Source organism: Sporosarcina sp. FSL K6-2383, assembly GCF_038618305.1.
Taxonomy (GTDB): Bacteria; Bacillota; Bacilli; order Bacillales_A; family Planococcaceae; genus Sporosarcina.
Genome location: NZ_CP152017.1, coordinates 3,075,001 through 3,087,204, shown reverse-complemented (window position 1 = coordinate 3,087,204; position 12,204 = coordinate 3,075,001). Strand labels below are relative to the sequence as shown.

The following is a 12,204-nucleotide window of genomic DNA, read 5'->3' as shown; positions in this document are numbered from 1 at the left end:
TAACCTTCTTTTTATTTGTTTGGTATACTTGGAAGTGGTGGGATATGTTGTGTTAGGGGGAGCTGGGATGAAGGAAGAGAGTACTGAATTTGAAGAATGGATTGACCTATATGCACATCAGATCGAACGTTACGCATTTCAATACGGATATTCACCAGAACAAGCTGCACAACTGACGGTGGAAACATTCCGTGAAATTTATACTGATTTAGAAAATATGGATGAAAGAAAACAATTTATTTATAAAGTTGCGCTACATAAGTTTCGGCATGCACAGCAGACGAGTCTCGGGCAAGATACAGTTTTGCCATTTGAAGAGGATCAACAATTGCATGAAAAGATTAGTAGACTAGAAGAAAAAGCAAAGCTGGCCTTAATCCTTTCACAATTTCATAATATGAGTGAGGCAGAGATTGCGATGGTTTTGGGGATTTCCGAGGAGGCTGTCGGAGAGGCTATCAGACATGCAATCCAGCAACTCACTATTGAAATCGATAATGCTCATTTGGATAAAAGGTTAGAGTTTCTACAAAAATCGTATGGAAGAATCAGTTCTTCATTCCGGAAAGATCAAGTCTTTGCAACGGTGAAAGAAGAAATAAGGCAGTCGGATATAAAGAAACAACCGATCTCGAAGAAGGTCCTAATTCCATGGATTGTTGGGATACTGACTTTGGCTGTTCTTGTAATCGTTCCGGTCTTTACAGGTGAAGAGGATCAAAAGAATTCAGCAGTAGACTTTATGGAGCAACTGAAAATATCTTTTGAAGAAGAACTAGCGAGTCGTTATGCACAATTGGGGTTGAAAGAAAGTACTGAAGAAGATCAGCAAAATTATTACTACTTTACCCCGTACGGCAAACAAGCACGAGAGGATTTCGAAACAATGTTCCAAGAGGAAGAAAAAAGTATTGAGAACAATGGGGAAATCAACAAAAAAACGATTAAAAATAACTATGACGTAATTATAAACTCGATGGAGTTACCGTCTGAAATGGTTGAGCAACTCATTAAACGTCCACTAGCAAATGATAAAGAAAAAAGTAGGGAATTTATTAGTAAATATGTAAAGCAAATCAATGACATTCAGCAATCCTACATGGCATCTATTTATCAGCACCAACAGCTTATTGAAGCTGCGATGGCTGACGGGCTATTTCAAATCGAAAAATTTCTTGAAAAGAAAGAAACGTATCCTGAAGAATTACAAATTGCGCTAAATAGTATGGAGAAACAAAACTTGTATCTTGATTCTGTTTCAGAATGGGCAGCATTGGTTCCTTCTTTCGAAAGGAATGAGTTAAGTGCCAAGGTTAAAGCTTCGATCCACGAGGATTTTGCTGGTTATATAGCACTGCTAGAATCTTCATCGTATATCGCTCAACCGAAGTTGTTTAATGCTTATGATGAACCCGTTGATAATCTACTAGAAATAGAAAGGACGTTATTGGCGGAGGGGGATATTCAACTTGAAATACCTTACTTATCGCTCAGAGACTATTACTCTACTCTCTTTTATGTACTCATCACTGACTCTGAAACGAATCGGATATTCGGTTCCGACGGAAAAATAACAGAAGAGGTAAAGTCGTCTTGGAAGAAAATCGCGTCAGGTGGCAAGGAGTCTCCATCAGCTCATATTATGAGAACCATTATTCGCGAAATGGAGGCGAGTGAGTGGACAGAATCAGACATGCAAAGTCGTTTTACCTACTATCATTTGAATTATGCAATAGGATTGGCTAAAGCAGGTAAGCTCCATTCATTTGAAATGAATGGCATTTTACAACCAGATCAAGGATTTGATATTGTCACTTTCCCTGATCCCTCTTTTGAGAAGTTAGTGGATGAAACGTATAATCTCTACTCATCAAACCATGATGCGACTGTGTTGAATGATGTGCATCCCTTCGTTACTTTCGCCATGTATTATTTAGCAAATGACAATGATGATCCGGTAACGATGTGGCATTTATCTACACAAAGGGATAATCCGCAAACACTGGAAGATTATCTTATGAATTGGCAACAAGAGGATTTTCATCTTAATGAAGTGGATGGACTTTTTTTCGATGCAAGGGAATCATTAGGCGGCTCTATTATCCTTCAAAAGGGGGATATTGGTCGTTATGCGGCTGAAATGTTAGTGGATGAAACTACTAATTGGAAAATAAGTTTTATTAATTCAGATATGCTGAAATTTGAATAAGGTAATTGTTGTGTGATTGATAAGGAGTGTTTTCGTTGCATTCGAGAACTGGATGGACGTTACTGTTATAACGTCTGGATGACTTACGCGGAAGATGAAGTGTGGCAAGTAGAATCAATCATTATCGAAGAAGGAAGCTTATGAATCGCCAAACGATTTTGCCCACCCCCTCTAAATATGGTATAATTTTGATGGCCCTTGTGGCGGCAGATATACTATAAAAATAGATGGGAGCTGTTTCAAATGGCGAGAAAATATGAAGCTGGAGAAGAGCTTTCCGGCAAAGTAACAGGAATTCAACCGTATGGTGCATTTGTTGCACTTGACGAAGAAACACAAGGACTTGTCCACATTTCTGAAATAACATATGGCTTTGTGAAGGATATTAATGAATTTCTAACTGTAGGTCAGGAAGTTAATGTGAAAGTGCTAGAAGTAGATGAAGATGCCGGGAAAATTAGTCTATCAATTCGTGCGTTACTAGAAGCACCGCCATCTACACGGAGGGACGACAATCCGCGTAAATCATTACAAGCACGCGTCAATGAACGTGACGCAGATGGATTTAACTCATTGAAAGACAAACTTCAAGATTGGATTGAGAAATCGGGTCACTAAAAAAATGAGGAACAGGCAGCCAAGCCTAGTTCCTCATTTTTTTATTTTCTTTAAACGATATTGCAAGTTTTGCCGGCTCATACCAAGTGCGCTCGCAGTTTTTGTAATGTTTTCCTCATTGAGCTTCATGGCCTTTTGTAAGTAATACACTTCCGCCTCACGTAAAAATTGGTCAAGGGGTAGCAGTTCTTTATTTGGTTGAACAATAAAATCCGTAGCTTGCACGGGTTCATCCGCAATGGCATTGCTCTTCATTCGGAAATGAAGCGGTAGCATATCGAATGTGACAACCGTTTCTAGTGTAGCGAGCGAGGAAATCTCATCAAGAAGAAACTCAAGCTCACGCATATTACCTGGCCAATCATAACCATGGAAAAGCTGTTCTACTTCAGATTCAACACCTTGGAGTGTGGAACCATAACGTTCACTACGCCGCATAAAATAAGCGGAAATGAATGGCACGATATCTTCTTTACGCTTCCGCAGCGGCGGAATACGAATCGTAAATGAAGCAAAGAAATAATATAAATCCTTCAAAAGAGCTCCCGAAGCAATCAATTCTACCGGGTCATCGCCGATACTAGCGATGAATTGGCGGTTGCCGGCGGGTGTTTTTCTAAGAAGTGCCAATAATTTTTGCTGCAATGCAATTGAAAGCAGATCAATACGCTCACAGAATAGCGTGAAAGGCTCCGGATCATTCAAGTCCTCGTTCAAGCGTTCAATCAAAATCGGATCTGAACTATGGCAAAAGAGGGTATAGAATAGGCCGTTGGAAGGCGACAATTCATTATGTATGCTTTCTGCGATAAGATCTTTGCCTGTCCCGGATTCTCCAATCAACAAAACAGGCAACTTTGTACGAACAGCTTTTTTAGCCGTTGAAATGACGGCTTTCATTGGAGGGGAGACAGCGATGACCTGATTGAATGTAACGGGATCACTATTTTTTCGAAAGGGCTGCAGGACAAATTTCTCAAGAGCTGTCACATCACGGACAAGTTCAATGGCACCAATGAGATTTGTCCCATTGTAAACCGGGTATGTATCATTGATGGTTGTAATTTCTGTACCATTTCTGTTCCAATATGTCTGTTTGACATTCAACTGTTCCTTGCCGCTTTGTAATACTTTCAGCAACGTACTCTCCTGCTGATTAAAATTGAATAGCTCTAAAATAGAACGGTCGCCCACATCTTCAAGGGCAAGACCTTCAATTTCTTTCATCTTATTATTATAAATGACAGTACGGCCATTTTGGTCAACAGCATGGATGCCAACACCGGCATGACCGACTGCAAACGTATAAAAGGGAAGGAGTGATTTATCAATATTTTTCAAAATAATCACCGTCCAATAAATTTTTTGTGAACAAATAATGAATAACACTTGAAATCTGCAACAATCTTTTGCATTATTATATATGTAATCAATTAATAAGTGCAAATAATTTTTGCGTTTCACTACAATAAAGGAGGAACAACATGATTCCATATAAACACGAACCATTCACAGATTTTACCGTAGAAGAGAACAAACAAGCTTTTCTTGAGGGACTAAAAACAGTTGAAGGCTATCTTGGTCAAGACTATCCACTTATTATTGGTGGAGAGCGCATCATGACGGAAGAAAAATTAGTTTCAACAAACCCTGCAAATAAAGCAGAAATCATTGGATCAGTTTCTAAAGCAAGCAGAGAGCTAGCTGAAAAAGCAATGTCAGTTGCTGATGAAACATTCAACACTTGGAAAAAAGTAAAACCTGAATTCCGTGCAGATGTCCTATTCAAAGCAGCTGCAATCATTCGTCGTCGTAAACACGAATTCTCAGCGCTACTAACAAAAGAAGCTGGAAAGCCTTGGAATGAAGCGGATGCGGATACAGCTGAAGCGATTGACTTCCTAGAATTCTATGCGCGTCAAATGCTTAAATTGAAAGATGGTATTCCTGTTGAAAGCCGTCCAGGCGAGTACAACCGTTTTGACTACATTCCACTTGGTGTAGGTGTTGTCATCTCTCCTTGGAACTTCGCATTTGCAATCATGGCTGGAACAGCAGTGGCAGCGCTTGTAACAGGTAACACAGTTCTTCTGAAACCGGCATCGACAACACCAGTTGTTGCTTATAAATTCATCGAAGTACTTGAAGAGGCGGGTATGCCTGCTGGAGTTGTGAACTATATTCCAGGATCCGGCGCTGAAGTGGGTGACTATCTTGTTGATCACCCAAGAACGCGTTTCATCTCATTCACGGGTTCACGTGAAGTTGGAACACGCATTTACGAACGTGCAGCAATTGTTAATGAAGGCCAAATCTGGTTGAAACGTGTTATCGCTGAAATGGGCGGTAAAGATACGATTGTTGTTGATAACGAAGCAGATCTTGAGCTTGCAGCACAATCTATCGTTAAATCTGCATTCGGCTTTAGCGGACAGAAATGTTCAGCTTGTTCACGTGCAGTGATTCACGAAGACGTCTACGACCAAGTTGTAGCACGTGTTGAGGAATTGACAAAAGAATTGACATACGGTGACCCAGCGGATCAGTCAAACTTTACTGGTCCAGTTATCGACCAAGCTTCATTCGATAAAGTTATGAGCTACATTGAAATTGGTAAACAAGAAGGACGTGTAATCGCGGGTGGAACAGGCGATAATTCAAAAGGATTCTTCGTTGCACCAACAGTTATTGCGGATCTTGATCCAAAAGCACGCGTGATGCAAGAAGAAATCTTTGGCCCAGTTGTCGGCTTAACAAAAGCGAAAAACTTCACAGAAGCGCTTGAAATTGCGAACAACACAGACTACGGTCTAACAGGTGCGGTCATTACAAATAACCGTTTCCATATCGAACAAGCACGTGAAGATTTCCATGTAGGAAATCTGTATTTCAATCGTAATTGCACAGGTGCAATCGTTGGTTACCAACCATTTGGTGGCTTCAACATGTCCGGTACAGACTCAAAAGCGGGCGGACCAGATTACTTGCAACTTCATATGCAAGGTAAAACAACATCAGAAACATTTTAATTTGAAACAGCAGAAGTACCTGCCGTTTCAAATTAAAAGCCTCCGGCGGATGTCACAGATTTAATTTCATAAAAAAACCAGACCTATCCATGCGGTAGGTCTGGCAATTACATAGCTAAACAAAGGGAGGAAAATGTATGTCAGTATCAGAAAAAGTGATTGTACAGACGGATAAATTTGGGGCGAATAACTATCATCCGCTACCAATCGTTATTTCAGAAGCACAAGGGGTTTGGGTGAAAGATCCAGAAGGTAATAAATATATGGATATGCTATCTGCTTATTCAGCTGTTAACCAAGGCCATCGACATCCGAAAATTATTCAAGCATTAAAAGACCAAGCGGATAAAGTAACACTCACATCACGCGCTTTCCATAACGACCAGCTTGGTCCATGGTATGAAAAAATTTGTCAACTATCCGGTAAAGAAATGGCCCTTCCAATGAACACTGGTGCGGAAGCTGTTGAAACCGCTGTCAAAGCGGCACGCCGTTGGGCTTATGATGTCAAAGGAGTTGCAGATGGGCAGGCAGAAATCATTGCTTGTATCGGTAACTTCCATGGTCGTACAATGACGGCTGTATCACTTTCTTCTGAAGCTGAATACAAGCGTGGATTTGGTCCGATGCTTCCGGGCATTGATTTGATTCCATACGGTGATATCGCGGCACTTGAGGCAGCAATCACTCCGAACACAGCGGCATTCTTAATCGAACCGATTCAAGGGGAAGCGGGAATCATTATTCCTCCAGCGGGCTTCATGAAAGCTGCACGCGAACTTTGTAAACAACATAATGTTTTATTCATTGCAGACGAAATTCAGGCGGGTCTATGCCGTACTGGGAAAATGTTTGCTTGTGAATGGGAAGACATAGAGCCAGATATGTACATCCTTGGTAAAGCTTTGGGGGGCGGCGTATTCCCGATTTCTTGTGTAGTAGCAGACAAAGAGATTCTTGGCGTCTTCAATCCTGGATCGCACGGATCGACATTCGGTGGTAACCCAATGGCATGTGCCGTATCTATCGCTTCTTTAGAAGTACTAGAAGATGAGGAATTAGCTAAGAATTCACTTGATCTAGGAAACTATTTCATGGAAGAGCTAAAGAAAATTGCTCATCCGTCGATTAAAGAAGTAAGAGGACGCGGATTATTTATTGGTGTTGAACTAACGGAAGAGGCACGTCCATACTGTGAGGCGCTCAAAGAACTTGGCCTACTTTGTAAAGAAACACATGACACAGTAATCCGTTTTGCACCACCACTGGTTATTGCAAAGGAAGAATTGGATTGGGCACTCGAAAGAATCAAAAAAGTTTTTGCATAAAATCAGTGATATCCTACTGAGGCTTTAATTTACTTCAGCTTTACTGAAGTAAATTAAAATAATATCTGCAAACTTTATGTCTAATATGTTACAATGTATACGAAGAAAACACATTATGAATCAAAGAGGCGAACCATTAAAATGACTGAAAACCTGAATCTATTTACGTCTACACAAGATGTCATTAAGGATGCACTTGAGAAATTAGGCTATGATGAAGGAATGTACGAACTTTTAAAAGAACCACTTCGTATGGTTGAGGTCCGTATTCCAATCCGTATGGATGATGGCAAAATAAAAGTTTTCACGGGTTACCGTGGACAACATAATGATGCTGTAGGACCAACAAAAGGTGGCGTTCGATACCACCCAGAAGTTACAGCTGAGGAAGTAAAAGCACTTTCTATGTGGATGACTTTGAAAGCGGGTATCGTTGACCTACCATACGGCGGCGGTAAAGGTGCAATCATCTGTGACCCGCGCGAAATGTCGATGGGCGAACTTGAGCGTCTAAGCCGCGGATATGTCCGTGCGCTAAGCCAAGTAATGGGGCCGAACAAAGATATTCCAGCTCCAGACGTCTTCACAAATGCGCAAATTATGGCATGGATGATGGATGAATATAGTCGAATTGATGAGTTCAATTCACCTGGCTTCATTACAGGAAAACCGATTGTTCTTGGTGGATCACAAGGACGTGACCGTGCTACTGCGGAAGGTGTTACAATCATTATCGAAGAAGCGGCAAAACGTCGTGGAATTGATATGAAAGGTGCGCGTATCGTGATTCAAGGGTTTGGTAATGCGGGAAGCTTCCTGTCTAAGTTCTTGAATGATGCAGGTGCAAAAGTAATTGGAATTTCCGATGCTTATGGTGCTTTGCATGATCCTGCTGGACTAGATATCGATTATCTTCTAGATCGTCGTGATAGCTTCGGAACAGTAACAACACTGTTCGATAATACAATTACGAATCAAGAATTGCTTGAGCTTGATTGTGATATTCTTGTGCCGGCAGCAATTGCAAACCAAATTACTGAGAAAAACGCACATAATGTCAAAGCTAAGATTGTTGTTGAGGCAGCTAATGGGCCAACGACTACTGAAGGGACAAGAATCCTTACTGAACGCGGTATTCTTCTCGTTCCGGATGTTCTTGCTAGCGCAGGTGGAGTAACAGTTTCTTACTTCGAATGGGTTCAAAATAACATGGGTTATTACTGGACTGAAGAAGAAGTTCGTGAAAAAATGACGAAAAAAATGGTAGAGGCATTTGATAATGTTTATACAGTCGCTGAAACGCGTAATATTGATATGCGCCTTGCAGCTTATATGATTGGTGTACGTAAAACAGCGGAAGCATCACGTTTCCGTGGTTGGGCGTAATCGAACCAACAAAAAGGCATCTCCCGTTACTCGCGGGAGATGCCTTTTATATTTCTTTAGGTGTAGGCACGTGAACCTCGTGTCGACTTCGTTGATAATCAAACAGTATTCCAAGATTGATAAGTCCCGAAACACCAATGACTAGGTAAACAAAGCGTGCGAGCGGTTCGGCAGAGCCACCGGCCATTTGTGCGACAACATCGAACCGGAAAATCCCTGCGACACCCCAGTTAAGTGCACCGATAATTGTGATGGCTAATGCTATTTTTTGTACAACTCCCATCTATTCACACCTCCTAAAATTACTATTCCCAGTAGTCTTTTTTTCATACGTGCTCCTTTATTTTTGCAAAACAGGCTCTTGTTTCGGATAATGAAAAGACCAAGGAGGAGGAATAGTATTTATGAATAAATTTGAATTTTATAATCCAGTAAAGCTGATTTTTGGAAAAGATCAATTGCAAAAACTACCGACGGAACTTTCGAACTATGGAAAAAAGGTGCTCGTCGTATATGGCGGTGGTAGCATTAAGCATAATGGTTTGTACGATGAGGTTATGGCGATGCTGAAAGATAATGATATGGAAGTACATGAACTATCGGGAGTGGAACCTAATCCACGTGTGTCAACGGCTCGGAAAGGGGCAGCGATTTGTAAGGAACATGGAATTGAGGTTATCTTGGCTGTTGGAGGCGGATCGGTCATTGATTGTACAAAGCTGATTGCAGTTGCGGCTAAATACGACGGGGATCCTTGGGATTTCGTTGCAAAAAAAGCTACTCCCACAGATGGTCTCCCATTCGGTACAATTTTGACACTTGCAGCAACAGGATCTGAAATGAATAAAGGCTCGGTCATTACAAATGAGGAAACGCAGGAAAAGTATGGCTGGGGTAGTTTATTTAGTTATCCTAAGTTTTCTATTTTAGATCCAACTTATACCCTTTCAGTACCGAGAAATCACACGGTTTATGGAATTGTGGATATGATGTCTCATGTATTTGAGCAATATTTTAATAACGCTACTAATACACCTGTTCAAGATGAACTATGTGAAGGTGTTTTGCGTGCAGTTATTGAGGCAGGACCAAAGCTTGTTGAAAACCTGGATGATTATGATCTGCGGGAAACGATTTTATTCGCAGGGACATGGGGGTTGAACGGTTTTCTTCAGATGGGCTATAACGGTGACTGGGCATCACATGATATCGAGCATGCGGTATCTGCAGTCTATGATATCCCGCATGCGGGGGGGCTTGCGATACTATTCCCTCACTGGATGCGCCATAATGTTAAAGTCAACCCAGCACGATTTGTTAAACTGGCAGTCAATGTCTTTGGTGTGAACCCAGATGGTAAGACTGAGGAGGAAATTGCGCTCGAAGGGATTGATAACCTGAGAACATTCTGGACATCTATTGGGGCGCCAGAAACACTTGGGGATTATAACATTGATGATTCGAAGTTGGATCTCATGGCTGAAAAAGCAACCGTAAACGGTGCGTTAGGTAATTTTGCACGTTTAGATAAAAAAGATGTGTTAACGATTTTGAAAGCGTCGTTATAAGAGAAATGAAAACGCCACGTCTGAGGATCTCCTTGACCGTGGCGTTTCTTGTTATTCTGGTAGCTTAGAACTGAATTGTTGAATTGTTTCAGATGAATTGGCTTTTTTCCAAGTCGATACGCCATCGTCTTCATCAAAAGAAATAAGAACCTCTCGCACTCCTTTTTGCTGGAGGATAAGGTCTAACAATCGATCACGTACATCATCGACATATGCGACAGTGTGGGAAGAGTCAACTTCTGCAACCACTTCAACATGGAGAAATTCCCCTTCTTTCAAGACCTCAACGCGTTGAATATCCTTCACATCGGGGTCTTGCGCGACAAGGTGAGCGATGTGATTGAGCATTTCTTCGTCGGTTTCTCCGATTGCCCCCTTTGCGTTTTCCAAAAATACTTTGCCGACCACGTAAAACATCATGAGTCCGATAAGGATAGAAGCGATTCCTTCGGCGACAAGTAATCCGAGAAAATGGGCCAATAGCACAGCGACAAATGCGAGGATCCCGCCCATTGTTGCAACTAAGTCTTCCATGAATACAAGTTTTGTCGCTGGTTTAGCACGATTGAGATGCCTGAAACTTACCGTAATAGGTGCGGCGAGTCCACCATTTTGAATCCCGGCCTCATGAAGAACTTCCTTTCCAGCCTTGTATAAAACAAAAAATTCAAGAGCGATTGCAATTCCGAGAACAGAAAGATTGAGTACAAATCCGCCCGATTCAACTGGATTTAAAATATGATGCCATCCGCCGATAATCGCTTCGTATGACATAATGGCAACAACGATGACAGCGCCAAGACAAACTAAGTTGACAACTCGACCAAATCCGTTCGGAAATTTAGGTGTGGGTGCTTTTTTTGATAAAGCCGACCCGATGTAGACAAAAAATTGGTTGGCCGCATCGCCGAGCGAATGTAACATTTCTGCAAACATTGCAATGTTGCCAGTTAGCAAGAATGCAATAGCTTTCAGAATGGCGATGACGGTATTGACGATAGCCGCAAGTAAGGAAGGTTTGTTACCTTCTTTTATAAGTGTCAGTATTTCTTTCATGATATTCCTCCATTATGGAAAGATTTCTATTTCAACCGATTCGATATAAGAAAGTGTAGTGAGTTCGATATACAATTTTGTTGTCGTTTTTTTGGGCAGTGCAGAAAGTCGAAAATCAAGTTCATGATGCAACTGTTTGCTACTGGTCGTGACTTGTCGAATCCGTAAATTTTCAATCATCATGCCTTCTGATTTCAAATAGGCAATGAGATCGTCAATCTTTGATTTGTCCGATAAAACAAAAATGAATGCAGCCTCCTTCGTTCTAAGTCTTTTAGGTCCGAATTTGCCAAGAGCAGGTGCAATTACTTCAATAACAAACATCACACTTAGGACTGTAAATGCGGCTTCAATATAAAAACCAGCGCCGACTGCAATCCCAATACTCGCAGCGCCCCAAATCATTGCAGCTGTAGTTAGCCCGGTAATATTATCGTTATCCCTACGTAATATAGCACCGGCTCCAAGGAAACCAATCCCACTTACGATTTGTGCAGCAAGACGAAGAGGGTCCATCGTCACGTTAATATCATTGCGTGCAGGCACTAGATAAGCGGCTTCGATAGAAACAACTGTTAGAAGACAGCTAAAAGTTGCGATAACTGCACTCGTCTTCAAACCAATAGGCTTCTTCTTTATTTCCCTTTCTACACCGATGACTAAACTTAATGCGAGTGCAAGAAGGATTTTAATCAATACTTCGGGATACATCGCTTCATTCGCAATCCATTCCATTAACCTTCCTCCCCAAACATCATAATGTTCTTTCTATTCAACCATGTTATACTAACTACTATTCTTATTGCCATAAACACTAAAAATATAACCTATATATATCATTCCTTTTGAAAGAGATGTGTTCTAAAATGGAAAAACCCGCAATTCATCCTTATATCCCAATCATTATTGGTGTAATATCCGTAGCCCTTTCTGCCATCTTCGTCAAACTCGCAACAGCTGATGCAGGAGTGATTGCTTTTTATCGAATGTTTTTCTCTGTCTTACTGATG

The 12,204-nt window shown here is 41.2% G+C and carries 11 protein-coding genes (1 of these 11 only partly in view); 7 read left to right on the top strand and 4 right to left on the bottom strand.

Annotated elements, in window-relative coordinates:
* Positions 1–67: 67 nt before the first annotated feature.
* Entirely contained in the window at positions 68–2,209 is a 2,142-nt protein-coding gene (locus tag MKZ10_RS15505) for a sigma-70 family RNA polymerase sigma factor (RefSeq protein WP_342505818.1), read from the top strand.
* A gap of 243 nt (positions 2,210–2,452) precedes the next feature.
* A complete protein-coding gene (yugI, locus tag MKZ10_RS15500) occupies positions 2,453–2,827 on the top strand; it encodes a S1 domain-containing post-transcriptional regulator GSP13 (protein WP_342505817.1) in 375 nt (124 codons plus the stop codon).
* A gap of 33 nt (positions 2,828–2,860) precedes the next feature.
* On the opposite strand, the gene MKZ10_RS15495 is transcribed toward yugI, so the two are convergent.
* Positions 2,861–4,168 (bottom strand): sigma 54-interacting transcriptional regulator, encoded by a 1,308-nt coding sequence (locus MKZ10_RS15495; protein WP_342505816.1) that lies wholly within the window; start codon positions 4,166–4,168, stop codon positions 2,861–2,863.
* A 143-nt stretch (positions 4,169–4,311) separates the two neighbouring features.
* Between MKZ10_RS15495 and pruA the strand changes: the two genes are divergently transcribed.
* From pruA to MKZ10_RS15480, 3 genes are all read left to right on the top strand, one after another.
* Complete coding sequence (gene pruA / locus MKZ10_RS15490; protein ID WP_342505815.1) at positions 4,312–5,856, top strand: L-glutamate gamma-semialdehyde dehydrogenase; 1,545 nt, start codon at positions 4,312–4,314, stop codon at positions 5,854–5,856.
* Between the two features lie 137 nt (positions 5,857–5,993).
* Complete coding sequence (locus MKZ10_RS15485; RefSeq protein ID WP_342505814.1) at positions 5,994–7,184, top strand: ornithine--oxo-acid transaminase; 1,191 nt, start codon at positions 5,994–5,996, stop codon at positions 7,182–7,184.
* A 141-nt stretch (positions 7,185–7,325) separates the two neighbouring features.
* Positions 7,326–8,570, top strand: a complete 1,245-nt coding sequence (locus MKZ10_RS15480) for a Glu/Leu/Phe/Val dehydrogenase (RefSeq protein WP_342505813.1) — start codon at positions 7,326–7,328, stop codon at positions 8,568–8,570.
* 46 nt (positions 8,571–8,616) lie between these two features.
* On the opposite strand, the gene MKZ10_RS15475 is transcribed toward MKZ10_RS15480, so the two are convergent.
* Positions 8,617–8,853 carry a DUF378 domain-containing protein gene (locus MKZ10_RS15475; protein WP_342505812.1) on the bottom strand — a complete coding sequence of 79 codons (237 nt, stop codon included), beginning with the start codon at positions 8,851–8,853 and terminating at the stop codon, positions 8,617–8,619.
* Positions 8,854–8,974: 121 nt separating this feature from the next.
* On the opposite strand from MKZ10_RS15475, the gene MKZ10_RS15470 reads away from it, so the two are divergent.
* The gene (locus tag MKZ10_RS15470) at positions 8,975–10,138 is read left to right on the top strand and encodes an iron-containing alcohol dehydrogenase (RefSeq protein ID WP_342505811.1); all 1,164 of its coding nucleotides are present in this window, start codon (positions 8,975–8,977) and stop codon (positions 10,136–10,138) included.
* Positions 10,139–10,189: 51 nt separating this feature from the next.
* Here MKZ10_RS15470 and MKZ10_RS15465 read toward each other — a convergent pair whose 3' ends face one another.
* Together MKZ10_RS15465 and MKZ10_RS15460 are read right to left on the bottom strand one after the other, a co-directional pair.
* On the bottom strand, positions 10,190–11,194 hold the full coding sequence (locus MKZ10_RS15465; protein WP_342505810.1) for a cation diffusion facilitator family transporter: 1,005 nt from the start codon (positions 11,192–11,194) through the stop codon (positions 10,190–10,192).
* A 12-nt stretch (positions 11,195–11,206) separates the two neighbouring features.
* A complete protein-coding gene (locus tag MKZ10_RS15460) occupies positions 11,207–11,929 on the bottom strand; it encodes an MgtC/SapB family protein (RefSeq protein WP_342505809.1) in 723 nt (240 codons plus the stop codon).
* Between the two features lie 131 nt (positions 11,930–12,060).
* On the opposite strand from MKZ10_RS15460, the gene MKZ10_RS15455 reads away from it, so the two are divergent.
* Positions 12,061–12,204 carry the 5' portion of a DMT family transporter gene (locus MKZ10_RS15455; RefSeq protein ID WP_342505808.1) on the top strand. Its footprint extends 759 nt past the window's final position, so 144 of the gene's 903 nt are visible here — the first part of the coding sequence; its start codon is at positions 12,061–12,063; its stop codon lies off the right edge, out of view.

What these genes read in the sequence shown, in the direction of transcription:
- MKZ10_RS15505 (WP_342505818.1), top strand. Translation starts at nt 68, where the DNA reads ATGAAGGAAGAGAGTACTGAATTTGAAGAATGGATTGACCTATATGCA.
- yugI (WP_342505817.1), top strand. Translation starts at nt 2,453, where the DNA reads ATGGCGAGAAAATATGAAGCTGGAGAAGAGCTTTCCGGCAAAGTAACA.
- pruA (WP_342505815.1), top strand. Translation starts at nt 4,312, where the DNA reads ATGATTCCATATAAACACGAACCATTCACAGATTTTACCGTAGAAGAG.
- MKZ10_RS15485 (WP_342505814.1), top strand. Translation starts at nt 5,994, where the DNA reads ATGTCAGTATCAGAAAAAGTGATTGTACAGACGGATAAATTTGGGGCG.
- MKZ10_RS15480 (WP_342505813.1), top strand. Translation starts at nt 7,326, where the DNA reads ATGACTGAAAACCTGAATCTATTTACGTCTACACAAGATGTCATTAAG.
- MKZ10_RS15475 (WP_342505812.1), bottom strand. Translation starts at nt 8,853, where the DNA reads ATGGGAGTTGTACAAAAAATAGCATTAGCCATCACAATTATCGGTGCA.
- MKZ10_RS15470 (WP_342505811.1), top strand. Translation starts at nt 8,975, where the DNA reads ATGAATAAATTTGAATTTTATAATCCAGTAAAGCTGATTTTTGGAAAA.
- MKZ10_RS15465 (WP_342505810.1), bottom strand. Translation starts at nt 11,194, where the DNA reads ATGAAAGAAATACTGACACTTATAAAAGAAGGTAACAAACCTTCCTTA.
- MKZ10_RS15460 (WP_342505809.1), bottom strand. Translation starts at nt 11,929, where the DNA reads ATGGAATGGATTGCGAATGAAGCGATGTATCCCGAAGTATTGATTAAA.